The sequence below is a fragment of the Bacillota bacterium genome, from assembly GCA_009711825.1.
Classification (GTDB): domain Bacteria; phylum Bacillota; class Proteinivoracia; order UBA4975; family VEMY01; genus VEMY01.
The window spans coordinates 110754-136492 of the sequence record VEMY01000009.1 but is presented as its reverse complement, the minus strand read 5'-3'; the positions used below and the strand labels follow the sequence as shown (position 1 = coordinate 136492).

The window sequence follows — 25739 nt, the reverse complement described above, 5'->3', positions numbered from 1 at the left end:
ATAATTGGACTCCGGCGATTAGATTGATTAAATTCTGCGAAGCTTAAAGTGCTTTGCGGATATGGCCCCCGGCCGCCTCCAAACGGGACCGGGCAGTTGCCAGATCACAGTTTAGCAAGATCATGGTGATGGCAAACTTGACACTGCCATCTGCTTCTTGCAGCTTCCGGGACGCCGTATCCCAGTCGCATTCGGTGGCATTGACAATAATGTTTAGCGCCCTTTTCTCCAACTTCTCATTGGTTCGCCTGACATCAACCATCAGGTTTTGATACACCTTGCCGATCCCCACCATCGACATTGTGGAGATCATGTTCAGGGTCTGCTTTTGCGCAGTCCCGGCCTTCAGGCGGGTGGAGCCGGTGAGCACCTCCGGCCCGGGCACTACTTCGATGGCAATATCGGCGGCAGCGCCGACAGCTGAACCATGATTGCAGGCAATGGCGGCAGTGGTGCACCCCACCTCCCGGGCATAGTTCAGAGCCCCCAGCACATAGGGCGTACGTCCGCTGGCGGCGATACCAATCACAACATCTTTGGCCTGGAGATTGATGGCCTTCAAATCCTCGGCGCCCATGGCAGCGCTGTCCTCGGCGCCTTCAACTGCCTGGGTAAACGCTTTATCGCCACCGGCCAAGAGCGCCACCACCATACCTGGATCGGTGCCGAAGGTGGGCGGACATTCGGCGGCGTCCATCAGCCCCAACCGACCGCTGGTTCCGGCGCCCACATAAATCAGGCGCCCGCCGGCCTTGAACGCTTTAATCACCGCTTTTACCGCGCGTTCAATTTGGGGCAATGCCTGCCCCACAGCATCCGCCACCCTAGCGTCTTCCTCATTCATCACTTTCAACGCATCATGTATAGACATTGTGTCCAGATCCATTGTGTGGCTGTTTCGCAGCTCAGTGGACATTTTGGAAAGATCCAAAGTCATTTTAGTTCCCCTTCCCGTGATACATTATACCTCTTAAAGCTGATTGCAAGTCTGAAAATATACTTCTCTGGCCTCCTGACAAAAACCTGCCGACGGTGAAGTTGTTAGGGAAATTTAACATGATAGCCATCCAAATCCGGAAATTATGTTAAAATATACACAGTTTTTTAACAGGAGGTTTTCTCCGTGGCTGATCACATTAATCCCAAGTTACATAAACGCATCTACAAAGGCATGCTGGGCCTGACCCTGTTCATTTTCTTTGGCGCCATCTATCTGGCGGCAGTTTTTGCGACATCTTTATATTGGGCATTGGCTGCCCTACCGCTTGCAGTCGTTACAATCTGGTTATATTTCCGCTACAAAAAATTAGCCATCCTGGCTGAACTGCGTAACACCTGGGGATACAAATCTCAACGCAAACGGGAAATTACTGAAATCGCCGCCCTGCACAAATATCAACAGGAAGCAGGTTTCACGATAGACGAGCAGACCTGGGACGATCTAAACATGGACAGCTTCTATGCCCTGATTGACCGCACGTTGACCTTACCCGGCGAATCTGTCCTCTACCACCTGTTGCGAACACCAAGCTTCTCAGAGGAAGCATTAGCTAAGCGCAATAAAATCATCACCCGCTTCCAGCAGGACCAATCCTTCCGGGAAAGCGTGCAAATCGAGCTCACAAAGCTTAAGCGCCCCCGGGATAACAGCCTCACCCAGCTGCTCTGGGGCAAGCGACCGCAGAAGAGCGCCCTGGCGCCCGTTTATACCCTGCTGGCGCTGGCTGCCCTGTTCTCCCTCCTCACCCCATTTATTTGGGGCGCCCGGGGTGTCTTCCTGATTATGATGATGTTCAGCCTCAACTCCTACATCCACTACAAAGTTAGCAAAACTTACAGCTACCAGATTCCTGCCATCTCCACCGTAAGCTCGCTGCTCCGGGCGGCAGGACGCATTGCCGGCCTCTCTGTAACCGGCCTCGAAGAGTATCAAAAAGAATTGGCGGAAGCTGCCCGGGCCGGACGGAAAATCATCAAAAAAACCCGTTGGTTATTTAATAAAGTAACCGCTTCCGACTTTGATTTCATCTATGACTACCTAAAACTTTTCTTCCTCATGGAAGTACGCAGCTTCTATGGCGCAATCGAAGAAATAAATCGTCAAGTCAAGCATCTGCAAAGCAGCTATATAGCTATTGGCACCATCGATGCCTTGCAATCGGTGGCTTCTTACCGCACCAAGCTTGAATACAGCGAGCCCAAGTTTGTAAGCGAAAAGATGCTCGACTTACAAAGCGTTCGCCACCCCCTGCTGGAAAAGCCAGTGGCAAACTCAATTACAATTAGTGACCAGGGTATATTAATCACTGGCACCAACATGTCTGGGAAGTCGACGTTTTTACGCACCATCGGCATCAATGCCCTGATGGCCCAAACTATTTGCACCACCCTGGCCACAAGTTACCGGGGGAGCTTCGTGCAAATCATCTCCTCCATAAACAAGGCCGATAATATCGCTGAAGGCAAGAGCTTCTACTTCGCCGAAGCGGAACGACTGCGCACAATCATCGCACCGGAGTATAAGGATTACCCCGCCCTCTGCCTGATCGACGAACTGCTTTCTGGCACCAATTACCTGGAGCGGCTGGCGGCCTCCCGGGCAATTCTCGCCTACCTCAAGCGCAAAAACGCCCTGGTTATCGTCGCTACCCACGACCTGGACCTGGCTGATGAACTACCCGGTGAGTACCAGTGTTATCACTTCTCCGACAAAGTCGACAAGAGCGGCCTGGACTTTGACTTTACCCTTAAAGAAGGGGTGGCCAAGTCCCGCAATGCCATCAAACTGCTGGAATACCTAGGTTATCCGAAGCAGATCATTGAACAGGCCAATAAGGCTATCCAGTGAAGGAGGAACAAGTATGCACCCCCGTGCCGGACTGAAACCACGTATGCTCGCGTTCGCAATTGACCTCCTGCTCTTTGCCCTCTACCTGGCAGCTTTTTTTGCCGTAAACATGGCCGGGCTCTCTGACGTACTAGAACGGATTTACCCCACAATCTTCTCCTCACCCCTGGCCTTTGATGCCTTGGCCTTTTCCACTGTTATCCTCCCCCTGATTCTCTACTTTTCACTCATGGAAAGTTCGAAACATCAGGGCACCGTTGGTAAACGGCCCTTGAAGATCCGGGTTGTAGACAGCAAGGGGCAGCGCATTAGCTTTGGCCGCTCCCTACTGCGTTCACTTATCAAGTTCCTCCCCTGGCAACTGGCCCATACGGCTGTGATTCGGATTACCCTGGCCGGACCTTCAACTGGCCTGATGCTCCTTTCAATCGGCGCCCAGCTGCTTGTATTATTGTTTGTTATACACATAGCTTTCAACAGTCAACACCAGTCGGTATACGACCGGTTTGCCGGAACCTTTGTCAACCATGCAGCCTAATATAGCTACAGCCATCAAAATGATGGCTGTACTATATTACTGACTAAAACCATTTTCTTTTTTTAGATGGACCACCTTGCCAAACATTTACAGTTGGGGAGTATAATAGGCGGCCTGTCTGGACAAGGAACCTGTCCCCCTGTCCGAAAACAGCTACCCGATTCGTGTGATAAAACAAACCTTTTCACACTGGATGATGGTCAATACGGTTTTAGGATGCTCTTCTTGCACTTCCAGGAAGGTTTCGCCAAAAGCGCGGAGAATGCCAGTTATGTCCCCGCATTTTGTAGCCACTTTTACCCTTCTGTCTAAAAACTGTTCTAATCCTTTCGGGCACTGACAGCGATTAAAACTCATCATTACCCTCCTCCCGGAAATGCTTCAAAACGCGGACAAAGCATATTTCCCTACAGAGGACGATCGTCTTTCTCTTTGTCTTGGGGTCGCTGAGTATAATTGAATCCTCACCGACAAAATCCAGATTTCCAACTACGACACCGCATTCAGTTGTGACTTCGACCAGGCGATTAATGAAATCAAACAGGGTTACGGGACAGGGACAATCCTTTTTGGGTGGCGGTGGTGGCGGCGGGAACTTTTGCGGGACACACAGTACATCACCGGGGAAGATCAAGTTGGGATTGGGGATATGGGGGTTTGCTGCAATCAGTGCGTCCAGGGAAACACCAAAGCGTTGGGCGATAAAAAACATTGTATCCCCGGGGACAACAGTATAGCGACCCATAAAACCAGGCGGGCAGTGCTTGGGAACACGTGGATGCATAGAGACGCTCCTTTCCTCAAAATCTCACATTTCTCACTCCATTCTATGCCGGCTATCGGTGCTTCTCCCTCGAAATACTGAAAATGTGCGGATGCCTACAAGCGACAACACCATCGGGCGATCAAAGAAACCTGCGCGCACGCACAGGTCTCATTTAAACGAAGCCTTTCAATCCATATGCCATAAGGTCTGCAAATCTATCTCCATTCCGGGCAAAACAGGGTGAATAATTCTGTCAGTTGCTTTTCCATAGACAGCAAGTTTATATAAACTACCCTCTAAAACAAAGCCCTTAAAACTTTGGTTCTCCGGATCAACCAACCAATAATGCTTAACACCGGCCTTCTGGTAGATTTGCAGCTTTCTCACTTTGTCTTTCATTCCTGTTGACGCCGACAATATCTCTACAATTAGAATCGGTGAACCATCAATGTGTGTGTCTTTAACTATGTGTCGCTGTTCGCTTGAAATATAAAGAGCACGACGGTTGTATCAGCCAAAGTCACATCCAGCGGAGCGTAGAAAACGAGGCCGCCTGAGTCTTGTTGGTTAAAGTACGCTTTGATAATCTCAAAGACGCGCTGAGAAACAAACTGGTGAAGCGTTGAGGGGCCAGGATCTTTCACCAGCTGCCCTTCAAGAATTTCATATCGATAGCCTGGTTCTTCAGGCAACTGAAGGTAGTCTTGGTAGGTATAGAGTTTTTCGGGTTCACACCCAGACAAAAGAATCACCTCCAGCATAATTATACTTAAATTTCTGTCTCTTGGCAACTAGAAGGAACTATTGACGACCAATACAAACAAAACCGTGTGGCCAGTGAAGGCAACACGGTTGTATGTTATACTCCTATTTCTCACTATCATTTCGGCATCCTGACAAAAACATGCTCAAGTCCCGCTTAGTTGTATCGATGTGGAAGCGCTCATGATACATCAGCCTGCGCAACACCTTGCGACAGGTCCATACCTCCCCCTCTATCCCGACAACCCGGGCCCGGTCCTCAGGGGTGAGATCCTGCATCACTTGCTCAACCAATTCACGGTTCAGAGCCAGCTTCTCCCAAACGTCCTTGGCTCTGGGCAATCGGGGCAAATCAGTCCAGAGGCGGGATAAATACCAACGCTCACAGGCGGCGATATGTTTAAGCTGCTCCTCAATGGTCTTACGATGGGGGAGGAACTTGAATCCATAGGTCTCCTGGGGAATTTCCGCCTTCAGGTCCAACAGTTCCTTGCGCTGATGCGCCAGCACTGTCAGGAATCGGGGTATCTCTTCTGCCTCCAGGGGTTCTTTATCTTTCTGGAAGCTGACCGATGTGTTGCCATTGGCCACTTTGCCGCGGCGCTTAACTGTTTCAGCGACAAGGATTTCCGGACTGGGCCCGGCACCGGGATATGGCCGGCCACATTCGGCAAGAAAAGTATCAAGTCTCGACGCCGCCGAAGACGCCTGCCCCAGAGCTTCCTCCACACTGTTTCCCCGAGCCAACATTCCTGGCGGCTCAAAGGTGAAAAGCAGACAGCCGCCATCTGCTCCTGTTTCGGCAAATACCTTCAACTGCGCCATATGGTTTCCTCTCTCTTCATGGCTTTCGGTGTTTATGGCTGGTATATTATACCATAAAAGACCAAATAATGGGTCAATTTATCAAAGGAGGTCCGGAATGAGGAACTTTTCCTTGCTGCTCGCTATATTATTGTCCATAGCTTTTGCTGGTTGCGCCCAAGATACCTATCATATCATGCCCGTTGATGACTCCGTACTAGAAACCACTCAAAATTTTAACGACATGGCAATTACTTATGACCTAAACATACCCTTGGACAATCCCAAACAGCTGTCAGTGTGGATGGACACCTACGAAGACGGCAAGCATGTGGAACGACTTGCTTTTTATGAGAAAATCACAATCCCTATACCAGCAATGACCCCGATTTTGATTTCATTGGTCGTCTACACCTTTCCTTCAATCGCCTGGATACCGCTGAATCGGACTTCTTATGGCAGTTTTACTTTCAGGCGGGGTCGACTAATGGCAAAACCATGCTCCACAACAGAGGCATCTTAACCGAGGATCCGACTTCCGGCGTAGCAACCCTGGAGTTACCCGCTCAAGATCTCACGGTGGGAGAACCAGTTATGCTGGCCTACTTTCTTTCTGGCGGCCAATTGAATGAGGAACTGAGCTCATATACACGGGAGAATCTCATAAACAGCCAGCGCCGGGTGCGAATTATTTCTCTGCTGATTGAGGATTACGCCGAATGAAGAAACTGATTTTGGCAGCGACAGGCCTGCTGATTGTGGCTAGCGCGTATCACATACCATTATGGACAAATGAAGTGCGACCGCTGACAATTCAGGTTTTGGCTGATGAAACAATGGAGCCGGTATCCAACGCTGTTGTGTATTACCGTTTACAGTCGGCCCAAAACCCCCATTTCCTGGGCATCCCCACCCTGCAATCCACCAAATACCGATCGGTCTATGTAGAAAGGCTCACGACAGATAGAAATGGATTTGTTTCTATCCCTAGGCGGAGGCCGAAATTGCGCGCACGAGAGAGCCTATACAGAGAAACTATTTATATTAACATGGACCTGAACATTGAAGTTGATGATCCGGAGGAATTTTTTCTGGCTACAAAAAGTATCAACCCAATAGAAGACCTGACAGGCGCCTACGTCCTTTGCGGATCCCATGAGGGTTCACTTAGTGACTACCTGCCCGGACAGCGAGATATAGATGAGCCGTTTCTATATCTCAAAGATGACAGCCTGAGTCTGACAGAAGATGAATTTGTTGTGCAATTGTTTAGCCAGGAATAGCCAAGCCGCTACGCGAAGAGCTTACCTAAAGAGATAACACTGTTTTCTTATAAGAATTAGAGTAGTCGCCAGTGGTGGCCAATGCAGCAACAAAGGTTCATAAAATTATTAATTAAAAGGGTTTTGATAATTAAACGAGAAATCTAATAATGATGATATAATCTTGATTTAGGAGGAATGGGCTATGTATAAGCGTAGATTATATGTCGCGGGCCTTATTTTGCTAGTGCTTGTGTTGGCTGTAGGGTGTGGCGGCGCTCCGGTGGATGATGGCAATGATGCTGATGGGCCTGATAACGGTGTAGATAACGGTGTAAATGAACCTGGACCTGTCGATGACGACAACGGTAATGGTGATAATGGTCATGCCGACGGCTTGCCTGAAGGGTATCAGGCGGACGCCGCTGATGAATTACCAGACCCCTGGCTGGCATACCCCGGTTCTGCAGTGGACGCTGCCTGGCATGAGCCACCTTGGAACAGTGATTATCCGGGCTGGACACTTGTTGCTCCCGGCGGAACCACCCGGGAAGAAGTAATCGATTACTATCTGGAAGTAGCCGAGGCCCAAGGTAGTTTTGAAATGGTGGAAACCTGGCATGGAATTGGCGGCAACTGGTTGTGGAATGGATTTGCGGTAATGATTGAAACAGATTTGTGGTATAACGATCCTGACTATGTTCAGATACAAGTGTTCTTTGAGGAAGATATAGATTAACAATATTAACGGGCGGCCAGTGGCCGCCCGTTAATATTTTACGTTATATCGCCGAGGAAGCTCCTGCCGTTGGCCGGGGGCCTACTGGCGAAGTATGCGGCAATTGTTGCCGCTATATCCGAGAGGGTCGTCCGCTCGCCGATGCCTGCCGCCCGGAACTGTGTGCTATATGCCAATAGCGGTGTCTTCTCCCGGGTGTGCTGGCTGTGGCCGATGGTCGGGTCGTTGCCGTGGTCGCCGGTCACAAAGAGCGCATCGCCTGCATTCATCTGCTCCATAAACCTGCCGAGAAAAACGTCCACCAGCTCCAGCTTGCGTCCATAGCGCTCCACATCCTGGGCATGGCCGGCCAGGTCTGTCTCCTGGACCGTGGCCGCCACTAAACCGCACTCAATAGCCTGAAATTGTTCCTCCGCCAAGGACAGAACCAAATCCGTCTCCACCGCCGGAAGCTTTTGTGCCTGCTCCGCCTCGATCACATCCTGCATCTTACCTATCAGGCTGACCTGGCAACCTTTTTCCGCCAGCAGGGCCGGCAGCTGTTGGGAGGGGTCAATCCCCAGCCCCAGATGCCGGACCCGGTAGCCGGACCCATAGACGCCGGAGCGAGGCGAGTTCACACCGACCAAGCCATCATCCCGCCGCTCAATGCTTGCCCTTAGCTGCTCCGGGCTGACCATACCGCCCAGGGCAATTACCCGGTTCACCTGGACCAGCTCTCGGACCTTGCGTCCAATCGCCAGCACATGTTCGAAGCTAATCTCGGTCAGCGACGCCGAGACATTATAGATTTGTCCGTAATCGGTCTCGATATTGTCCGCCACGACCACCAAACCCTCCACCAGCAGGTAGGGTAATTGGGGTTCGGGAATCTCGGCCGTAAAACCGGCTGCCTCCAGGCCGGCCTTCACTTCATCAATTACATTTTCAAAGGGCACGAGTAGTGGCTTTTGGGGCCGGGATCCCATCAGCTCCTGGTGACCCATATAGCTGTCGGCGCCCTGATGCTGCAAGTTCAACTTTCCGTAGACACCCCGCGCCGGCGTGTTGTCCCCAAGCAATTTACCGGCGCCCAGCGCTAGCAGATTGGGGATTCGCAGATTGGGCAGCTGTTCGAGAATGTGGCCCAGGGTATTGGCGCCCTCGTCCTGGGGGCGAACCTCCCGGACATCAGCCATATGGCCGACGCCAAGACTGTCGACAACCAATAATAGCACTCGCTTCTTTACCATTGGCTTTCCCTACCCAGACTGTCGTAAATCCCCGCAAGCTTCGGCTCTCCCTTGCTGATTCCGTACACCAGGGCCACCTCCGCCCGGGTGACAAAAATCTGGGTGCGGAAGGAATAGATAGCGGTATCGCCCACCTGGGCACGTCCCGACTCCAGACTGAGCACGCCATGGTAATCGATGGCCTCGGGGGCAATCTCTCGCACCGCAAGGATATTAGCGGCCATTTCCGGCCATCCTTTTCCCACAGCCGCCTGCCTCATATTTGAGCGTCGATAGAAGCCGCCGCCATAAACATATGCCAGATTGTCGTAGATATGGGAGACCTCGGTCACATAGACCATTGCCGGCAACTCCGGCAAATCCCGATTGGCATGGGAGGGGGTTGTGCCGGTAAAAGAATGGCCGGGCTCACCGTGGGTAGCGCCTGTTTCCGCCAGAATGGGCAGCGTGGCAATCGATGTGCCGCTGGGAGTGTTGACCTGCTCAATCTCCAGATTCAATTCCTGGCGCAGGCTTTCCGCCGCCCTAAGTACGGTGGCGAAGTTGGGTGTCTTGGCAAATTCCGCTGCCTCGGCATCATAGAGTAGACAGGGGAACGCCGTCACCCCGGCAATCTGGAGGTTGGGCAGGGCGCCAATCTCCTGGGCCGCAGCCACAAGCTCCGCCTCCGGGAAACCGCCGGTCTGCCCCTCATAAATCATGTCTTCAGGGCCGACAACCTTCATCAGGACCTTCTGCGTAACCCCCAGTTCGGCGGCAACAGCGCTCACTTCCCTGGCCTTGGCTACAGAAAAAAGGGTAATTACCTCCGGCCGCTGGGTAATAATCTCCCGCAGCATGCCGGAGGGAATTTGCACCAGATGGCCAACGTTACCAAGCCGAATGCCTGCCTTAGCCAGTGTCAATGCCTCCCAAGGGTCCACGGCCACGGCCTTTTCGATCCCACAGGCGGCAATCTCCTGGGCAATTGCCGGATTCCGCCCCACCTGCTTGGTCATCATATATAGTTCAAGCCCGGACTGCCGCGCAGCCTGCACCAGTCCCCGCACATTCTGGCGCAGGGCATCCATGTCGATGACATAGGTGTTGGGCCGGATATGCCCATCCCGGTGCAGTCTAACCGCTGCCTCCATCAGCCGGGGATTTCTCTTCATTGTCGCTTCCAGAAACATTCACTGTCACCACCTATCTGTCAATGGAACTCAAAACCTCGTTCGACTAATATCCACCACTGCATTGCTGTACCCGGTCGATGGTCAGCCCGTTAGCAGAGGATGCTGCATCACCTGCTCACGGCCAGGAATTTACCCGGGTTGGTGACAAGCACCTGCTCCAAGTCGCTGTCGGTAAACCTGTATTCCTGCAACAGCGGCACGAATTTATCCAGCAGATAACTGTAGCCAATGCCGCCGTTCTTCTCCAAATGAGATTTGCGAGTAACATCCTGGGACAGGAGAATCTGCCCGCCATGGCCGCGGTCAAACAGGGCTCGCAGATGCTCAGCCCGGGCTTCATCACGCTCGTAATTGAGCTTGCCAATGGTATCAAAGGCAAGAAAGCATCCCTGATCGGCAATCCGGAGATGGTACTCCCGGTCGCAAGCTAAGTCCAAGTGGCCAATTGCCACCCGGGTCAGGTCCACTCCCCGCTCCTTCAACAGGGCCAGCTGCTCCAGGGCCATTGTGCCCAGGGTGGTATGAGTGTAGACAGGATGCCCCGTCTCACAATGAGCAGCAGCAGCCACCCGGAAGAGCCGGCGCTCTTCGTCAGTGATCTGATCTCTGCTGGTGCCCACCTCGCCTATGACATGGGCCCTCACACCAGTGCCGTCCATCCCTTCCAGGATATCGGTGAGCAACATTCTGACCAGGGCCGCCTCTGTCTCAGTATAGAAATAGTCTGGCAGATACGGTTCTTTGTAAAATCCGGTGGAAGCAATTACATGGATACCGGTCTCACTGCTTACCCGCTGCATTGCCGCCACATTGCGGCCCATGCCCCGATTGGTCACTTCCACCAGCGCGCCAAGACCCCGGTCGGCCAGACGCGAGCACTCCGCGATCACTGCCTCTAGGTCGTCGAAGTTGGTGTCCGGGTCCTGCTTTTGGCCAGATAGATCTAGTTGCAAATGTTCATGGCAGTAGGTTTTGCCAAGCTCATCAGCTTCTTTCCAACCCTGCACAGTTTGTATATACATTCAACCTACCTCTCATTAACGGGATATTGTAATTAACACACACCTAACTGCTCCAAGGCCTCGCTTAGAACTCTTATCACTGTGTCCGCCCCTGCACGCATGGGGTTAATCCTAATCATCCGATCTGCAAGGCCGGGGTCTTTTTCCAAAAAAGTACCAGAGACCCGATAGAACATAGCAGTCACTTCGTATTTAGACTCAGCCCCCACGGGATGAGGCGCGCCACCAAGCTGATTACAATTCTGTAGCACTTTCTTTGCCACAGGCCGCTCAAATTCCACCAGAATAACTCGTGATTGGGCATTGGCGATGTACGCGGTTTTGACTCCCGACACCTCGCCAGATTTCAACCTGTCCACAATCTTATTGCCTTCCTCCGCTTGAATAGCCAAGGCTACTGGCGCATAGACCAATGCTCTCAGCGCCTCCATCGCCTCGGCCCCCTGAACTTGACTGCCTCCTGAATAATTGAGCTCCTTGATTCTATTAATTATTCTCCGCGAACCTACAACACACCCTATACCCTCAGGGCCTAATAGCTTAAACAGAGAAAATGCTGAAACATCCGCCCCTAATTGGGCGCCAATTTTTGCGGTTTTCATCGCAACATAGTTATCATCGGTAAGAATAATAATATCTTTGTTAATCGCCTTTAATCTATCAATCACAATTTTCATATTATAACTGTCGTTGAGCTGCTGTCGTGAGTATTGAATCAGGGCAAAGTCTGATGACTTAATTAGTTCTTCGTCAAAGGAGTTAATGTCATTGAAGTCTAAGGGGACCTGCTTTAACCCCATAGAGTGGATTATCACCTTGGTAGATGGGTAGACAGGGGCTTGATGAACTATTATTCTCTGATTGGGCTTTACAACAGCGTGGAAAACATTCCTGATGGCTCCTGTTCCCGCGCCCCTTACCAATATTGCCGCCTCACAATCAAAGAAATCTGCAAGCACTTTTTCCACTTTAACTGTCTGCTGCGGTTTCCCCAAACCGGGAACGACTCCATAATCACCGGCCTGTAAAAACTCCTCACCACTAAAATTCCGATGTATCACATCCACCAGTTTGAACTGCAATTGCTTAGCCTGTTCAACATCTATACTGTGAAGCGGATACGTTCTCAAAATAATGCCTCCCTCCATACATTGGCAACGTTAAACGGTTGCCTATAGTCTAACCTATATGAAACTTTACGCAGGCCTGGAGCACATATCATTGGAAATCGAATTCTTCAGAACCTACGTTCAGGTATTGGCAAAGTTAGTAATAATTAGGCTGGATGGGGGTCCCCCCCCCATCCAAATCGGTTATTGCGGGAATAACCCGATTAAATGCAATACGTTGACGAGCAAGCCAATGGTAATCGCACCAAGAGGTCCAACTGCCATTGAAGGAATTGGCTTTGGTGAAGACTGATTAAGGAAATGCAACCCGATTACCCAAATGTAACCCAAAGTTGGGGCAATTGCGTTGGCCGCCAACATACCACCAACCAGCAGAGCGATATCCAACACCTTGGACATTGCAGTCCGTGTATTATCACCAAGTTCTTTCATGCCGGGGAACTTGTCCAAACCTCTGGCAATAAAACCAAGGAGCAGCACTTCGATTACCATTATCAAAGCACCAATCACAAAAGAACCGACTAATCCCATGATCCCTGCGTTGATTAAAAGAATAGCGGGGATATGGACCATCTTGGTACCTGCGGGCGAGTAGACGCCCGAAACAATTGCAGTGGTCATGACCAGGGGAATAAAGCCCATAGCCCTCCCGAGTGCGACCATCGCGGCCTCATTATATTGCCCTTCAACCGTAAGCACCAGAGAAGCAGGGCCCTCTGCAATCAGAAGCAGTGTTGTTGCAATAGCTACGATACCGCCACTAATTCCGAGAATAAAAATGTTCTGTTTAATGCGATCAATATTTGCTGAGAATATTGCAAAAGCATCGGCTGTTTCAGATCCTTCACCTTTGGAACTCCTGGCGGCCACAAACACCATTGCAAGAATTGCAAATAAGAGAGCCATTCCATCAGGGTTCAGAGCTACGTTTACTGAATTAAATGTAAAACTACCATAAACTACAGTAACTTGCTTAACAAGCATGGTCAGCAATAGAACTACTGCACCGCTCTTAAATCCTGCCTGATAGGCAACAGCCAGTGCCGGGAAAACTGAAAAAGCAACAATAATCAAAGCTCCAACGCTGCTTAAATCGTCTGTGAAATTGATTGGCAGTACTTCAAACAAATTCATAATAGTTTGCATGCCAAACAACAATGCTACAGCAAACAGGGCACCGACCGCCGTTGCCAGCCATTTTCCGGTCTTCTCCTGGAACAGGGTTCCAATCATATCACAAGATAACATGACCGTATGAACAATAATAATTGTGCCGGCAATTGAGGTGGGTATTCCAAACCCAACGACCAGACCGATTGATAAAGCAAAACTTGTAGCAAATAAGGTTTTTCTGTCCATCGCACCGTTGAGGTACTGAGTATAGACAGGACGCAACCCATCGTGAAATACTGCCAGGTTCTGGTTGGCAAGGTAAGCACAAATTGCTCCCAATGCCGCCATTACAACAATAGTTAGCACATTAATATCGTAAGCCATCATTCTTCCCCCTATTTCTTTAGAATCTCATCGATTATAACGGGTACAACCTTCTCAGCATCGGTATTGACAAACCCAAATGCCTTTTTGCCATTCCTCACCCCCTCACGAATTTCATTTTCAGCGATAATTTTGCCCGGCATACTGACGGAAAGACTATATTGAGCGCCCAATAATCCAATAGCCATAGCCAAGGCGCCTCCTGCACCAGTCGCACAAGCACCAAAATAATAATCTGCCTGATTGTTTTTTACAGCTAGTGCTGCCTCTATGTCACTTTTTATACTTACCTCTACCTGGTCTTGCCCGTGACGCTCAAGCAATTCGGCGATGTTATTTTTATCCATTTGGCCTCCGACAACGATTTTTATCATAGCTATCCTCCTAGGCTTTATTTGCTCCTACTGTACCTTCCCTGCACAAAGATTCGATTGCAACAACTCCCCGTTTGCATGGCGACAGATTATTCATTCTCGCCCCCTTTGATATTTTCGAGCAGACTAGCAAGATGAAGCGCCAAATACCCTTGCTCTGAATCAGGAATTACCAGTCCGCTATGTCGTTCAAGTTCTACAATCAACGGTGTTAAATCATTATAGTACTTGCTTTTTTCTACCTCTGACATAAGCTGTGATGACATTCCTTGAACATCTTTGCCTTTATCAATTCTCGCGAGCGCCATCGCCAGATGAGTCACCAACGCAGCTCCATTGTGGGCCGTCAATTGAATGTCGTACTTTTGCTCCAGTATTCCAAGGAAATATTGCACAGAATCGTGAATCTTAACATCGATTTCACCAGCATGTTTTAGAATTTCAAGTCTTTTTGCCAAATTACTATCCATACTCAACCCTCCAATATACTGTTCGCTGTATATTGCTTCAATAAAAAATCCTTAATACGATGGAATCAACTCGCCTGAAATTACCTGGCGCTGAATTGCCTCAATTCCCTCCATATTCACCAAGCGCCTGAGCACATTGCCCAGCACCTTCTCATCCCGATGCACCGCCAGCACCGCCGTTGTGTCCTCCCGGGCCACCTCCTGGGATTTACGGTTCCTGAGTGGCTGGTAATTCAGCTTGCGCTCCACTACTTCGTCCAAATTCCAAACCGCGGCATCAATCTGGTTTTCGGCCAGCTTGTGTAAAATCTGGGCATAGGAGGTTTCCACATAGTCAACCTCTATGCCTTCACATTCATAACAGGTGAGAATCGTCTGGTCCACCGACGCCGGGTCAACCGCCACCCGCATCCCCGGCTCAATCTGCTCCCGGGCATCGTCACGAAAGATGACAACGTGATCGCTAACATAGCTTTGCACGCCAAACTCATGGATTATCTCAATCGGCGTGCCCTTCTGAATCTCCAGCCGGGCCGCCAGCTTGGAAAGCACAGCCAGGTTATACTTCCCAAGCTCCAGCGCCTCCAGCCGTTTGCTGGCGCCTCGCATAAAGGCGAGACTAAAGGGCAAGTCTGCTTCCTCAAAGGCCATGAACAGACCTGTAGCCAGCCCCTCATAGCGCTTGGAATAAGGCAAGGGCATAACTGCCATAATTACGCCGTAGTCTGCAACTTCCCAGAGTTTCTTATGGGACATTCCCTCCAAGTAAGTACCCAGATGCCCCCTAGATTCCAGGTGCACCGCCCCAATAGACTGCAGAAACTTAAGCGCCGACTGCACTGTTCCCCGACCGATATTATATTTTTGGGAATAATGTTCCACTGTGCCAATCCGGTCTCCGGGCTTACAAGCAAGAAACTCCCGGGCCAGCGCTAAAATCACGCGACCGTTTTTGGACAGTAGAACCGACTTGTATTCTGTCATAGCAGCCACCCTGAATGTACATTTATTTGTATATTGACTATACCATATCAACGCTCTACTGGCAAGAAAAAAAACCGGACAAGGGACCTGTCCCCCTGTCCGTCCTGGCACCCCTGTCCGTCAATAAAGCTGTTTATCTGATAGATTCTCGACAAGCAGACGAAGCCGTCGAGCATTCTCGGCCATCTTGACACCGGTATCGGCGAAGTCAAACGCCGGATAAAAGTTCAGGCTGATAACTTTGGCCTGAAGAAACTTGGCAAATAGTTCCGAATCAAAGCCGGGACATGAAAACTCCTGGAAATAGGCATTTAGGTAGGCACGCCCCTCCTCAAATCGCACGGAACCATCGCTATCAATACCCCAGTGAACGAGCTCTTTGCCGTTGAAAACAGCCGCCCCGTGCACCCCTTCTACAAGATCAATATAGTGAGGGCCACTACAGGCAAAATCAAAATCAATCAGAGCTGCAACCTTGTCCTGCTCCCAGAGTAAATTCTCGAGAATAAAATCATTGTGATTAACCACTTCCGGTAGGGACGGGAGGGCGGACAAAATCTGCTCACGAATGCTGAGCAGTTGCTTTTCGAACCAGGCCACCAACTGCATAAGCTTTCGGTCTTCAGGCGCCACCTGACGATATCTGGCCATACCAACCTTGATTGGGTCCTCAAAATACTTAGCCATAAAACCAATCGGTGTCGCCCCAAGGCGCTCAGGCTTGGTTATCTGCTCCGGGTATTCCTGAGTCAGGGCGTGGAACTGACCCTGCAATTTTGCCAGCTCGGGGAGTTTGTCCCGGTACTGATCATCATCTTCGCCATAGACGGAATCGTGGCTCACCCATTCCTGCACCTCAAGCCAACGACCCTCGACCGATACCACGAAACTAAAAGGTGAAGAAACAACCCTAGCCACCGGAAAGCCCCGTTCAGCCAACCATAATAGCAAGCGTTGGTCCGCTTCTACATGCGCCCGAGTAAAACCGATTGGCCGCAGACGGGCAACATACTTCCCCCTCCCCGCCGAAACCAGCCATGTGTCGCATATATTGCCAGTGCCAATAGAATCAATATCGGTGATCTCGCCAACGAAAACACTGATTGCTTCCCGGAGCTTTCCCTCATTCACGACTATTCCCCCTTGCTCACGCTGAATTTATTATACTTTAGCCTCGAAAAAAATAAAATAGAATGCTGCCATTTGCTACTGTACGCCTGTACAGCCAACGCAGCATCTTCAAGACATCTCAGCTTTACTGGCAAATATTTAATAGTAAAATACTCAGAGGAAATTGGGATAGGAATGCAGAATATACAACAGCAGTAGCAATATCTATGCCCTATAGACTGGAGGAAAAAGCGTGCAAAAAAAAGCATATTTAATTGCTGTTTTAATACTTGTTTTCGCCCTAATTGCCGGGTGTAGCGTCAGTGCTCCGGAAGCGCCGCCACAGGATGAACCTCCGGCCAATGGCAGTGAGCAGAACAATGGTGACGTTGATGATGTCGACGAAAACAACGGGAATCATGGTGAAAATGATTGTGATGACCCCGACTGCGATGAGCATCAAGCCCTTGACCCAGAAGATGACTACCTGGCTCAGTTGGATGATGCCGCCTCGGCCCTGCCCGAACCCTGGCTGGCCTACCCTGGGTCCGGTGTTGAAATCGATTTGTACAGCATTGGTCTAGCAAGTAATCCACAATGGGTGTTGCTGGCGCCTGGAGATACAACAATTGATGAGATGCTTGCGTACTACGCGCAAATGGCCACAGACCAAGAAGATTTTGAGACCGTAGACACAGAAGCAGGCAAGTGGACCTACAAAGGCCACGATGTAACGATTAAAATCGATGGCGTTTTTGAGGGTTCGAAATACTTCCAATACACCTTTACAATCGCAAAGCCCGAAAACTCCTGACAAGGTAAAGCCCTGTAGCATGCGCTATGGGGCTTTTGACTGCAATTCGGGCGGACCGCTGAACCTGAACAAAACGGGAACATCAACATCATGTTCCGCAGCTTTTTCAGAAATGATGCTATATATGTCATCCACAATCTCCTGATCGTAGCGGTCAGGGTCTATTCCAACTGAAAAGTAGCCAGTTATTTCAGCGCCATGAGAAACCACCGGGCCATCCGGATAATAGTATTTGGCTCCCAATCCCACATTGGCAGCGAAATTGCTTAAATCACTTATCCACAAAGCCCATTCCACCTGATCGCTGGCAGATGCAGGCGGTTCTCCGAGAATCAGAAATGAGTCTTCCAACAATTCCTGCCGAACCCGTTCTCTCAGTGCTTCCTCTATGCTTTCTGTATCGCCACTACGTATGCTCTCAGAAAAAGAGCGTTCGGGAAACTTCTCCTCAAGATACTCGCTCAGCGCTGCTTGTTCTATCTCGCTTAGGTTAGTGTCAGATGTACCGCTGCTTCTATCAACTTCTAACCAATAGGCCCCGAGCTCATCGAACATCCTTTCCAACGTCAAAAAGCATTTCGATATCACAACCCTAAAAACGCTTCCGGTTTCAGTGCTTCTGGCAGTGAAAAACACCCTCACCGGCAAAAGGCACGCCCTGTTCATGGTAGCGGCGGCAGCAATCATGGCCTTTGTGCTCACCTTCTCCCTCAACACCTACAACTCGGTACTCAACCTGAACCACAACCTTGCCTTCTGGGGCTTCGACAACTCAGATGTCTATGTGTCCCGGGAGGGCGGCGAAAGCCACGACCAGGTCATGTCCACCCTCAAGAAAGATGACCGGGTTCGGGCAATCGTGCCCCGAGATGTAGTAATGACCGCCATCGCGGACCAGGGCGGCATTGCCTCCACCAACGTCATCGGCTTTAGCTACCACGGCGACATGGACGCCATCGAGATGCTCAACCTGGAGGGCCGTCATCCCGAGCGGGAAAACGAAATCTCCATCTCGGTGCTCACCGCTGAGAAATACAACAAGAGCGTGGGCGACACGGTGGATGTCTATATCGAAGGGGAAAGACGCACCTACCTTATTACCGGCATCTACCAGTCCCTGAACGGAGGCGGCTTCGGCTTCCGTATCCAGGAGTCAGCCCTGCAGGAAGTCAACCCAGACGTTCACGCCAATACCTACGCCGTCAAATTGCACGCAGACGCCGACCCGGTTCAGTTTGCTCGGGATATGCAGCAGCAACTGGGCCAAAGCTACAATGTCCGCACGGCAGCTGAGAGTGGCGAGATCAACTTCTCGGCGATAACCTAGAACATGGCTCTGGTGGCGATAATCCTCAGCATCATTTTCATGGCCGTTGCCTCGATTATTACCTTTAACGCAACCTTGATTAGCATCTACAGCGACAAAAAGACCTTCGGCATCTACAAGGCCTTTGGGATGACCCCGCTGCAGATCCGGCTCTCCATGGTCTGGAAGGTTGCGCTCCTGGCAGCCGTCGGCGTGTCAATCGGCATGCCCCTGGCCCTGGCCACCACCCCAGGGATGCTGGGAGTGCTGCTCACCAATATGGGTCTGGTCAGCTTCCCCTTCGACATCACCCTCTGGGGAACCCTGGCGGTAATTCCTGTCTGCCTGGCTGTGGCACTGCTCAGCGCCTGGCTGCCCTCGGGCCGCATCCTCGGCCTAAACCCGAGAAACCTGATAATTGAGTAAACCGAGTGTCCCCCTGCATATCGCCGGGGGACTCTTTTATGCTTTTTGCCCTCATTGCCGACTAAATGTACCTGTCCCTAGGAAATGCAAAAAACATGGTTTGGCGCAGATATCTGCTCCAAACCATATCTTTGCAGGGAAGAAATACAAACTAACCTATATATCTAACACTTATTAGGCGGCGACTCCCGTTTCCTTTGGATTTGCTCCGTATTCATTGGTGCCCGGCTGACTATCAGTCAGAAGCAAAATTAGCAACCAAATGCCCCCAATGATAGGAACCAGGGAAATGAAAAACCACCATCCGCTTTTGCCAATATCGTGCAATCTCCGAACGAAAACAGCCAACCCGGGAATTAAAACTGCTAACATGTAAAGCACGTAAATTACCATATAAGTTCCTAGTAATTGATCAATAATTGCGGCCACGATTGCAAAAATCACATTAAAGAGAACAAACATCCAATATTCCATTCTTCTGGCCCTGCCGTTGAAATCAGCATACTTCTTCAGAACTGCAATGTACCAACTCATAAGCTCTCTCCTTTCTTTCTTCTCACCAGCAATATAAACATTCTTCCCCACAAGGTGAAGCACAAATAACCGCGAAAACCAACTGGCTGTTGTTTGGCTTCTCTTAACAATATTTCGCGTTCGATACGTTAACACCTTCAAGTAGTCAGTTTTTTGTTTATTTTTTTAATTTTAGTTAACGAATCCCTCCGAATTTTACCCGTAAGAAAATCCTCTCCCAAATAGATGGTAAAGCTTGCTTGCTTTTTACTACCTCCCTGAAAGGTGAGATATCACACTGGGACTCCTTTGCCAAAGCCCAACCCCCCATTAAAAAGCAACTAAAGTCAACACTGCGTGGTCTTTCCGCTGTCTGACCAGCAGGGATTAAAGGAATTCACTACCAAAACTAGAAGTATGTATTACTGTACACAAAATTCGTTCAACTCCCGTCCACAATTTTGATTGGAGTGAAGCACTATGTCGATTAAACCATGGTTGAAATCCACTTTAATCTCTGTGCTTATAATTGGGTTGCTTGTCACCCCGGCCTGTAGCAAAGCGCCGCAGAACTGGAAACTTGGCATCATAACTTTAACCGACCTCGAAGACGACACCGGGTATCAGAGTGCCAAAGCGCTCGAAGCAGAATTTGGCCAGGAAAGGATTTGGCTGGCCAGCACCCGCATCGACCGCTGGATTTCCAACCTTGACCATATCGACGAAACCATTGCAGGCATGGCCGATGACCCGGATGTCAAAGCAATTATCATTGCCACGGCGGTATCTGGTGTTGCAGAAGCGGTGACAAAGGCCCGGGAAGCCCGCCCCGATATCCTCTTTATCCTCGGCACGCCCCTTGAAAACCCAGATATAATCACAGCCATCAGCGATATCGTTATGGACATCGACTTCGTGGGTCGCGGCCACCAGATTGTTGAGCAGGCGGTGGCAATGGGCACAGAGGTGTTTGTCCACTATTCTTTCCCCCGCCACATGGAGATTTAAACGCTGGCAGCCCGGCGGGACCTGATGCGGCAAAAGGCGGAAAAACTTGGCCTCACTTTTTTAGAGGTGGAGGCTCCCGACCCAGTTGAAGATGCCGGCGTCGCCGGCACCCAACAGTTCATCCTCTCTGATGTCCCGGAAAAACTTGCCCAATACGGACCAAACACGGCGTTCTTTGGCACCAACTGCGGCATGTAAGAGCCGCTGCTTCTTCAAATACTGGAGCACGGCGGCATCTCTCCCGCCCAATGTTGTCCTGATATTTACCACATCATGCCGGAAGCCCTGGGTATTAATTTACTAGATGAAAGTCGTGGCGACGCACCTTGGCTGTTGGCGCAAATCGATGAACGAATTGTTGAGCTGGGCGGCGCCGGACGGATTGCCACCTGGCCACTGCCTCCGGATATGCTGGTAGTCGAGGCGGGCACACGCTACGCCGTGGCCTGGATTGCCAGTGCCATTAAGGAGCGCAATGATAAGGACGCACTCCAAAAAATCATGGAATAAATCATCGAGGTTCCGGTTCACCTGAGCGAAAAACCTGACACCGACAACTGGTACCTCTACCTATCGGGGCAAATCATTTTCGGTGAAAACTAATGCTCATAACCGAACCACAAGGAGATTAAGCTGATGAGTGCTGCCCTCATTCTCACCTACCTGCTTATATTCATTGTTATCCTTCTGCTCAAACGCAATATCTGGGCAATTATCAATAATTACATCACCCGGGCCACCGGCATCCGCGCCAACTGGCTGGCCATCAGCCTGTTGATCACATCTTTAGTTGCAGCAATACTGGCGGCACTTGTGGTAACAACCGCAGTGCTTGATCTTCCGGCACTAAATACGCTCCTGCGCGTATTGCCTCTCCCAATATTTTTGCTTTGGACCGCGCTCTATGTATTTCTTGGCCTGGAGACATATAACATGTACTGGCGCATTCCTATGCGCCGACTGCTAAGAAGACCTGCCGTCTGGCTGCTCTCTCTACTCATGGTTGCCGGCACCCTCATCCTCTACCACACCCTGACTGTAAGCCCGCAGCTGAGCGGCTACACCTTAGCAGCCTTAAACACCATAACATTGACAACCCTGCTCCTTGCCCTTGGGCTGCTGCGCATAGTCCGCACAGCCAAATGGAGGACCCCTCCCCCCCAAATCCCCGGATTACTTTGAGGACCGGGCAACGGGCATTTACGACTTTCATACCCGGAAATCCACCCCTTACCCCCCACCCTGGAAACGAATTCGGCTGGACCCGGAATACGGGGGCAATTGGCTTGTGGCCGGAGATCTCACCGGTGACGGCCAGGTGGAGCTTGTCACCGCCCAGAACGCCGACCGCTTCGACAATCACCATACGACCACCGTCTGCGCCCAACGGCTGGACGGCACTGTCCTCTGGCGCTGGGGCGACCCAAATGCGGGCAAGAAGGGCCGCAGCTTTGACGTGGCCTGCCAGATTTATGACTGGCGGGGGACCAAAGAAAACAATGTCATTTTGCTCACCGACCGGGAACTGATTGAACTGGACGGCCGGCAGGGGACAGTTTTGCGCCGCTGGCCAATCCCCAAGCATGCCAGCGACATGCTGATGTTTGTCAATGTCAGCGGCAAAGAGCGGGCCACAGATATACTAATTAAGGACCGCTACCACCGGCTCTGGGTCTATGACGAGGATGGCAATTTGCTCTGGTCCGTCCGGGACCCGGGCGGCTATATGCTGGCCCACCAGCCCCTGGCCTTTGACCTGGACGGCGACGGCCGGGACGAAATCCTTGCCGGCTTTGCCCTGCTCAATCACGATGGCAGCACTCGCTGGGTGTATGAGTCAAATACAGTAAAGCTCTGGTTTGGCGGCCATCTGGACAGCGCCCAGGTTCTGCGCCTGGACCAAGAATACCCGGAAAACACCCGCATTGTCATTACTTACTGTGATGCCGGCGGTATTGCCATGTTGGACGGAAACGGCAAGCAGCTCTGGGAAATAACTGGGCGCCATTTCGAAACAGTTTCTGCGGCAAGATTGCTCCCTGACCGGAATGAGCTGCAACTTGTGGTAGATGTTTCCCATCTTGCCATGGATGAGCCAGGGGAGTGCTGGATCCTTAGCGAAACAGGCGTCCACCTGGCCACCCTGCGGGGCAGTCACCGCGCCCATCCGGCAAACTGGCTTGACAACGGGCGAGATCAGCTGCTGTTTGTACCCAAGCAAGAGACGGACGCAAAGGCAGAGAGCGCGTTAATTGCCATCAACACCGACTTCTATCTGTTCCAGACCGGGAATATCACCGGGAACGGCGCACGTGATGCCCTGTTCATTGCGGGCGACGAGCTACTAATCTACGCCAATGAAGCAGCACCCCCTCGCCCCTCCCTGCCCCTGGGTTCGGGAACAAACTTCTCTACTTACAACTCTCAGTATAAATATAAGGAGTGAACCACTACTTCGGCTTGAAAAGGAGTGTTATCGAACATGTTGCCTAAAGGCAAAACGACGCTAACTGTTCTCCTCTGTATCTTCCTTACAGCATTACTGGCATGCAGTCCCCAGGATGGAGATGACCCGGACCGACTCCCAGATGACAACGGCGACCAGGACGAAGAAGCGAAAGTTGTCATCCTCGCCACCAGCACGCATGTAGATTTCGGAAGAGGCGAGGGGGAGGAACACACGATTGCCGAGCAAATGAAGGCCGAGTTTGGCGACAGAGTTATTGTCACCAGTCCCCACGAGTCGTGGCAATCCAGTTACACCGACACTACGGTAATGCTGCTGGAAATTGTCGAAGACCCCAGTGTTAAAGCGATTATCGTCACCCCCGGGATAGTGGGCGTAAATCACTATATCAGTGCAGTACGAGCTGTGCACCCAGATATATTCTTCTTCGTCGCCTCCCCTATGTATAACCCTGACGATGTCGCCGCCAGCGATATTGTCATCCACCCCGACGAAGTTGCCCGCGGCCCTAAACTAGTAGAACAAGCCCATAAAATGGGCGCAGGGACCTTTGTCCACTACTCCTTCGACCGTCACATGTCAGTTGATATTATTGAGGAGCGCCTGAAGCTAATGAAGCAAACGGCCGAAGAACTGGGCCTGGATTTTGTGGAAGTAGTAACGGCCGACCCTGTAGACATTACAGTAGACGGCTTACAGGCTTTTATCATCGAGGATGTTCCACAAAAAATTGCCGAGTATGGCCCCGACACCGCGTTTTTTGGCACCAGCGAAGCGATGATGGAACCAATGCTTACCCAGGTAATTATAAATGGTGGCATCTTCCCGGGACTCAACGACTCCGGCTATTTTTCGCCCACATATCATATCCTTGCGGACGTTTTCGGTGTTGACGTGCCCGAGAGCCAAAAGGCCGACTTACCCTGGATTCTCGACCAGGTGAATGACAAAGCAACAGAAATGGGCATGGCCGGCCGCATCGCTACCAGCCCGGTTTCGCCAAACCTTATGTCCATCCAGGCCGGCACATACTACGCCATGGACTGGCTAGACGGCAAAATCGAAGACCGCAACGACAAGGAAGCGCTGCAGGCAATCATGACAGACGTGGCCGGCGCGCCGCTCCAAATGCAAGATTATCCCGGCACCGACAACTGCTACTTGTACCTATTCGACTCTGTCATCTTGAGTGAATAAAGAGAAACTAAACAGAAAAAAGGTGAGTGAATTGTCAAAGCGTAAAAAGTGGCTCTTTAAATCCTTCGGGTTTCTTCTATTTGCCGTCCTGTTACTCCCACTGGTCGCCTGTGGTTCATCTACTAACCAGAACCAGGCTGGCGATTGGAAGCTAGGCATCATGGCCACCAGCCCGGAAATGATTGCCGAAAACCCGTTTACGCAAGCAGGCAGTGACGGCCAGGCCTATTTTATGGCAAAACAAATGCAGGCGGAGTTTGGTGAAGAACATATCATCATCGTCAGCCCGCCCAATCGCTATATGGCTGAACAAGAAACAACCATGAACCTGGTCACGGAGATGGCAGAGGATCCTGCGGTCAAGGCAATTATCATCGCGCCGGGTATACCAGGTACGTACTTGGCTATTAGCACCGCCAGAGAAATCCGCCCGGACCTTCTGTTTATCGTCGGCTCTCCCGGAGAAACCCAACAAAGTATAGCTCACATCAGCGACATCGCCCTCGCCACAGATTACTCGGGACGCGTGCCCAAAATCATTGAAAACGCCCGCGCCATGGGCGCCGAGACGATTGTCCATTACACCCGTCCCGCGAGCTGGGTTAGTCCGGACTCGGTTGAGGCGCTTAAACTTAACGCCGAAGCGCAGGGCTTACAGTTCGTGGAAGTAACCACCCCTGCCTCCGGCTCGGTAGACAGTCCCGAACGCACACCCCAAGCTCATGACCGGCTATATACGGAAATACAGAGCTTTGTCAGCGAGGATGTTCCCAAAAAAATCGCCGACTATGGACCTAGCACAGCGATAATTGGGAACGGATTCTTTATGCTGGAAGCGATGCTAACCCAAACCATGGAACATGGCGGCATCTTCCCGGCCCAGACTCATGACACCGGTTTTGGCTATAGTTACTGGCTGCCGGAAGCGCTGGGCATCGAAGTCCCGGAGAACAAGCAAGCCGAGATCCCCTGGATTCATCAGGAGGTCAACCAACTGGTGCTTGAAAACGGCTGGGGTGGCCGGATTGCAACCTGGCCAATCCCGCCAAACATGCTGTTTGTCCAGGCCGGCACCTATTATGCCATCGACTGGATTGACGGCAAGATCGAAGACCGCAACAACAAAGCGGCGCTGCTGAATATCATGGAAGAAATTTCCGGTGTCCCGGTTGGACTGAGCGAATACCCCGGCACCGATAATTATTACCTCTACCTGTCTGAGCCCATTATCTTTGGCAGATAGCGACACGCTATCTCTCCCTGCTGGCCGCCCTCGGAATGACCCTGGGCAACCT

32 protein-coding genes are annotated in these 25739 nt (G+C 51.0%); 15 read left to right on the top strand and 17 right to left on the bottom strand.

Annotated features, from left to right (window positions below; genetic code table 11):
• Positions 1-43: 43 nt before the first annotated feature.
• Positions 44-937 (bottom strand): N-acetylmuramic acid 6-phosphate etherase, encoded by an 894-nt coding sequence (gene murQ, locus FH749_04660; protein ID MTI94770.1) that lies wholly within the window; start codon positions 935-937, stop codon positions 44-46.
• A 186-nt stretch (positions 938-1123) separates the two neighbouring features.
• Between murQ and FH749_04655 the strand changes: the two genes are divergently transcribed.
• Positions 1124-2848 carry a MutS family DNA mismatch repair protein gene (locus tag FH749_04655; protein ID MTI94769.1) on the top strand — a complete coding sequence of 575 codons (1725 nt, stop codon included), beginning with the start codon at positions 1124-1126 and terminating at the stop codon, positions 2846-2848.
• Between the two features lie 13 nt (positions 2849-2861).
• Positions 2862-3386 carry an RDD family protein gene (locus FH749_04650; protein MTI94768.1) on the top strand — a complete coding sequence of 175 codons (525 nt, stop codon included), beginning with the start codon at positions 2862-2864 and terminating at the stop codon, positions 3384-3386.
• 153 nt (positions 3387-3539) lie between these two features.
• On the opposite strand, the gene FH749_04645 is transcribed toward FH749_04650, so the two are convergent.
• The 5 genes from FH749_04645 to FH749_04625 form a co-directional block, all read right to left on the bottom strand.
• Positions 3540-3743 (bottom strand): hypothetical protein, encoded by a 204-nt coding sequence (locus FH749_04645; protein MTI94767.1) that lies wholly within the window; start codon positions 3741-3743, stop codon positions 3540-3542.
• The gene (locus FH749_04640; protein MTI94766.1) at positions 3733-4170 is read right to left on the bottom strand and encodes a LysM peptidoglycan-binding domain-containing protein; all 438 of its coding nucleotides are present in this window, start codon (positions 4168-4170) and stop codon (positions 3733-3735) included. Before FH749_04640 ends, FH749_04645 begins: the two co-directional genes overlap by 11 nt.
• 168 nt (positions 4171-4338) lie before the next feature.
• Positions 4339-4641 carry a Uma2 family endonuclease gene (locus tag FH749_04635; GenBank protein ID MTI94765.1) on the bottom strand — a complete coding sequence of 101 codons (303 nt, stop codon included), beginning with the start codon at positions 4639-4641 and terminating at the stop codon, positions 4339-4341.
• A complete protein-coding gene (locus FH749_04630) occupies positions 4617-4913 on the bottom strand; it encodes a hypothetical protein (GenBank protein ID MTI94764.1) in 297 nt (98 codons plus the stop codon). The genes FH749_04635 and FH749_04630 overlap by 25 nt, the downstream gene beginning before the upstream one ends.
• A 106-nt stretch (positions 4914-5019) precedes the next feature.
• Positions 5020-5739 (bottom strand): hypothetical protein, encoded by a 720-nt coding sequence (locus FH749_04625; GenBank protein MTI94763.1) that lies wholly within the window; start codon positions 5737-5739, stop codon positions 5020-5022.
• Between the two features lie 97 nt (positions 5740-5836).
• On the opposite strand from FH749_04625, the gene FH749_04620 reads away from it, so the two are divergent.
• From FH749_04620 to FH749_04610, 3 genes are all read left to right on the top strand, one after another.
• Positions 5837-6241, top strand: coding sequence for a hypothetical protein (locus FH749_04620; protein MTI94762.1), 405 nt, complete (start codon positions 5837-5839; stop codon positions 6239-6241).
• A 196-nt stretch (positions 6242-6437) separates the two neighbouring features.
• Positions 6438-7001: a hypothetical protein gene (locus tag FH749_04615; GenBank protein MTI94761.1), complete on the top strand. Its 564-nt coding sequence runs from the start codon at positions 6438-6440 to the stop codon at positions 6999-7001.
• Between the two features lie 184 nt (positions 7002-7185).
• Positions 7186-7719 carry a hypothetical protein gene (locus FH749_04610; GenBank protein ID MTI94760.1) on the top strand — a complete coding sequence of 178 codons (534 nt, stop codon included), beginning with the start codon at positions 7186-7188 and terminating at the stop codon, positions 7717-7719.
• Positions 7720-7757: 38 nt separating this feature from the next.
• Here FH749_04610 and FH749_04605 read toward each other — a convergent pair whose 3' ends face one another.
• The 9 genes from FH749_04605 to FH749_04565 form a co-directional block, all read right to left on the bottom strand.
• The gene (locus FH749_04605) at positions 7758-8951 is read right to left on the bottom strand and encodes a phosphopentomutase (protein ID MTI94759.1); all 1194 of its coding nucleotides are present in this window, start codon (positions 8949-8951) and stop codon (positions 7758-7760) included.
• A complete protein-coding gene (locus FH749_04600; GenBank protein MTI94758.1) occupies positions 8945-10123 on the bottom strand; it encodes a YhfX family PLP-dependent enzyme in 1179 nt (392 codons plus the stop codon). Before FH749_04600 ends, FH749_04605 begins: the two co-directional genes overlap by 7 nt.
• A gap of 110 nt (positions 10124-10233) precedes the next feature.
• Positions 10234-11148, bottom strand: a complete 915-nt coding sequence (locus FH749_04595; protein ID MTI94757.1) for a phosphotriesterase-related protein — start codon at positions 11146-11148, stop codon at positions 10234-10236.
• Positions 11149-11180: 32 nt separating this feature from the next.
• Complete coding sequence (locus FH749_04590) at positions 11181-12278, bottom strand: aminotransferase class V-fold PLP-dependent enzyme (GenBank protein ID MTI94756.1); 1098 nt, start codon at positions 12276-12278, stop codon at positions 11181-11183.
• 183 nt (positions 12279-12461) lie between these two features.
• Complete coding sequence (locus FH749_04585) at positions 12462-13775, bottom strand: hypothetical protein (protein ID MTI94755.1); 1314 nt, start codon at positions 13773-13775, stop codon at positions 12462-12464.
• An 11-nt stretch (positions 13776-13786) separates the two neighbouring features.
• Complete coding sequence (locus FH749_04580) at positions 13787-14149, bottom strand: DUF2620 family protein (protein MTI94754.1); 363 nt, start codon at positions 14147-14149, stop codon at positions 13787-13789.
• Positions 14150-14238: 89 nt separating this feature from the next.
• Entirely contained in the window at positions 14239-14619 is a 381-nt protein-coding gene (locus FH749_04575) for a PRD domain-containing protein (GenBank protein ID MTI94753.1), read from the bottom strand.
• Positions 14620-14670: 51 nt separating this feature from the next.
• Positions 14671-15603, bottom strand: coding sequence for a hypothetical protein (locus FH749_04570; protein MTI94752.1), 933 nt, complete (start codon positions 15601-15603; stop codon positions 14671-14673).
• Between the two features lie 120 nt (positions 15604-15723).
• Positions 15724-16761, bottom strand: a complete 1038-nt coding sequence (locus FH749_04565) for a hypothetical protein (GenBank protein MTI94751.1) — start codon at positions 16759-16761, stop codon at positions 15724-15726.
• Positions 16762-16966: 205 nt separating this feature from the next.
• Between FH749_04565 and FH749_04560 the strand changes: the two genes are divergently transcribed.
• Complete coding sequence (locus tag FH749_04560) at positions 16967-17527, top strand: hypothetical protein (protein MTI94750.1); 561 nt, start codon at positions 16967-16969, stop codon at positions 17525-17527.
• A 24-nt stretch (positions 17528-17551) separates the two neighbouring features.
• Here the strand turns inward: FH749_04560 and FH749_04555 are convergent, their stop codons facing one another.
• The gene (locus FH749_04555; protein MTI94749.1) at positions 17552-18229 is read right to left on the bottom strand and encodes a hypothetical protein; all 678 of its coding nucleotides are present in this window, start codon (positions 18227-18229) and stop codon (positions 17552-17554) included.
• Between FH749_04555 and FH749_04550 the strand changes: the two genes are divergently transcribed.
• Both FH749_04550 and FH749_04545 read left to right on the top strand, forming a co-directional pair.
• The gene (locus FH749_04550) at positions 18213-18854 is read left to right on the top strand and encodes a hypothetical protein (protein ID MTI94748.1); all 642 of its coding nucleotides are present in this window, start codon (positions 18213-18215) and stop codon (positions 18852-18854) included. The two genes, FH749_04555 and FH749_04550, sit on opposite strands and share 17 nt — an antisense overlap.
• A gap of 3 nt (positions 18855-18857) precedes the next feature.
• Complete coding sequence (locus tag FH749_04545) at positions 18858-19259, top strand: FtsX-like permease family protein (GenBank protein MTI94747.1); 402 nt, start codon at positions 18858-18860, stop codon at positions 19257-19259.
• Positions 19260-19433: 174 nt separating this feature from the next.
• On the opposite strand, the gene FH749_04540 is transcribed toward FH749_04545, so the two are convergent.
• The gene (locus tag FH749_04540) at positions 19434-19793 is read right to left on the bottom strand and encodes a DUF805 domain-containing protein (GenBank protein MTI94746.1); all 360 of its coding nucleotides are present in this window, start codon (positions 19791-19793) and stop codon (positions 19434-19436) included.
• Positions 19794-20252: 459 nt separating this feature from the next.
• On the opposite strand from FH749_04540, the gene FH749_04535 reads away from it, so the two are divergent.
• The 7 genes from FH749_04535 (at position 20253) to FH749_04505 (ending at position 25687) form a co-directional block, all read left to right on the top strand.
• The gene (locus FH749_04535) at positions 20253-20780 is read left to right on the top strand and encodes a DUF3798 domain-containing protein (GenBank protein ID MTI94745.1); all 528 of its coding nucleotides are present in this window, start codon (positions 20253-20255) and stop codon (positions 20778-20780) included.
• Between the two features lie 24 nt (positions 20781-20804).
• Entirely contained in the window at positions 20805-20978 is a 174-nt protein-coding gene (locus FH749_04530) for a DUF3798 domain-containing protein (protein MTI94744.1), read from the top strand.
• Positions 20979-20984: 6 nt separating this feature from the next.
• Positions 20985-21290: a DUF3798 domain-containing protein gene (locus tag FH749_04525; protein ID MTI94743.1), complete on the top strand. Its 306-nt coding sequence runs from the start codon at positions 20985-20987 to the stop codon at positions 21288-21290.
• 126 nt (positions 21291-21416) lie between these two features.
• Positions 21417-21962 (top strand): hypothetical protein, encoded by a 546-nt coding sequence (locus FH749_04520; protein ID MTI94742.1) that lies wholly within the window; start codon positions 21417-21419, stop codon positions 21960-21962.
• Positions 21963-22068: 106 nt separating this feature from the next.
• Positions 22069-23226, top strand: a complete 1158-nt coding sequence (locus FH749_04515; GenBank protein MTI94741.1) for a hypothetical protein — start codon at positions 22069-22071, stop codon at positions 23224-23226.
• Between the two features lie 36 nt (positions 23227-23262).
• On the top strand, positions 23263-24444 hold the full coding sequence (locus FH749_04510; protein ID MTI94740.1) for a DUF3798 domain-containing protein: 1182 nt from the start codon (positions 23263-23265) through the stop codon (positions 24442-24444).
• A 31-nt stretch (positions 24445-24475) separates the two neighbouring features.
• Entirely contained in the window at positions 24476-25687 is a 1212-nt protein-coding gene (locus tag FH749_04505; protein MTI94739.1) for a DUF3798 domain-containing protein, read from the top strand.
• The last annotated feature ends 52 nt before the right edge of the window (positions 25688-25739 follow it).

What these genes read in the sequence shown, in the direction of transcription:
- FH749_04645 (MTI94767.1), bottom strand. Translation starts at nt 3,743, where the DNA reads ATGAGTTTTAATCGCTGTCAGTGCCCGAAAGGATTAGAACAGTTTTTA.
- FH749_04650 (MTI94768.1), top strand. Translation starts at nt 2,862, where the DNA reads ATGCACCCCCGTGCCGGACTGAAACCACGTATGCTCGCGTTCGCAATT.
- FH749_04630 (MTI94764.1), bottom strand. Translation starts at nt 4,913, where the DNA reads ATGCTGGAGGTGATTCTTTTGTCTGGGTGTGAACCCGAAAAACTCTAT.
- FH749_04510 (MTI94740.1), top strand. Translation starts at nt 23,263, where the DNA reads ATGTTGCCTAAAGGCAAAACGACGCTAACTGTTCTCCTCTGTATCTTC.
- murQ (MTI94770.1), bottom strand. Translation starts at nt 937, where the DNA reads ATGACTTTGGATCTTTCCAAAATGTCCACTGAGCTGCGAAACAGCCAC.
- FH749_04545 (MTI94747.1), top strand. Translation starts at nt 18,858, where the DNA reads ATGGCTCTGGTGGCGATAATCCTCAGCATCATTTTCATGGCCGTTGCC.
- FH749_04615 (MTI94761.1), top strand. Translation starts at nt 6,438, where the DNA reads ATGAAGAAACTGATTTTGGCAGCGACAGGCCTGCTGATTGTGGCTAGC.
- FH749_04585 (MTI94755.1), bottom strand. Translation starts at nt 13,775, where the DNA reads ATGGCTTACGATATTAATGTGCTAACTATTGTTGTAATGGCGGCATTG.
- FH749_04640 (MTI94766.1), bottom strand. Translation starts at nt 4,170, where the DNA reads ATGCATCCACGTGTTCCCAAGCACTGCCCGCCTGGTTTTATGGGTCGC.
- FH749_04595 (MTI94757.1), bottom strand. Translation starts at nt 11,148, where the DNA reads ATGTATATACAAACTGTGCAGGGTTGGAAAGAAGCTGATGAGCTTGGC.
- FH749_04575 (MTI94753.1), bottom strand. Translation starts at nt 14,619, where the DNA reads ATGGATAGTAATTTGGCAAAAAGACTTGAAATTCTAAAACATGCTGGT.
- FH749_04570 (MTI94752.1), bottom strand. Translation starts at nt 15,603, where the DNA reads ATGACAGAATACAAGTCGGTTCTACTGTCCAAAAACGGTCGCGTGATT.
- FH749_04625 (MTI94763.1), bottom strand. Translation starts at nt 5,739, where the DNA reads ATGGCGCAGTTGAAGGTATTTGCCGAAACAGGAGCAGATGGCGGCTGT.
- FH749_04550 (MTI94748.1), top strand. Translation starts at nt 18,213, where the DNA reads ATGGCCTTTGTGCTCACCTTCTCCCTCAACACCTACAACTCGGTACTC.
- FH749_04535 (MTI94745.1), top strand. Translation starts at nt 20,253, where the DNA reads ATGTCGATTAAACCATGGTTGAAATCCACTTTAATCTCTGTGCTTATA.
- FH749_04530 (MTI94744.1), top strand. Translation starts at nt 20,805, where the DNA reads ATGCGGCAAAAGGCGGAAAAACTTGGCCTCACTTTTTTAGAGGTGGAG.
- FH749_04620 (MTI94762.1), top strand. Translation starts at nt 5,837, where the DNA reads ATGAGGAACTTTTCCTTGCTGCTCGCTATATTATTGTCCATAGCTTTT.
- FH749_04600 (MTI94758.1), bottom strand. Translation starts at nt 10,123, where the DNA reads ATGTTTCTGGAAGCGACAATGAAGAGAAATCCCCGGCTGATGGAGGCA.
- FH749_04520 (MTI94742.1), top strand. Translation starts at nt 21,417, where the DNA reads ATGAGTGCTGCCCTCATTCTCACCTACCTGCTTATATTCATTGTTATC.
- FH749_04540 (MTI94746.1), bottom strand. Translation starts at nt 19,793, where the DNA reads ATGAGTTGGTACATTGCAGTTCTGAAGAAGTATGCTGATTTCAACGGC.
- FH749_04610 (MTI94760.1), top strand. Translation starts at nt 7,186, where the DNA reads ATGTATAAGCGTAGATTATATGTCGCGGGCCTTATTTTGCTAGTGCTT.
- FH749_04605 (MTI94759.1), bottom strand. Translation starts at nt 8,951, where the DNA reads ATGGTAAAGAAGCGAGTGCTATTATTGGTTGTCGACAGTCTTGGCGTC.
- FH749_04580 (MTI94754.1), bottom strand. Translation starts at nt 14,149, where the DNA reads ATGATAAAAATCGTTGTCGGAGGCCAAATGGATAAAAATAACATCGCC.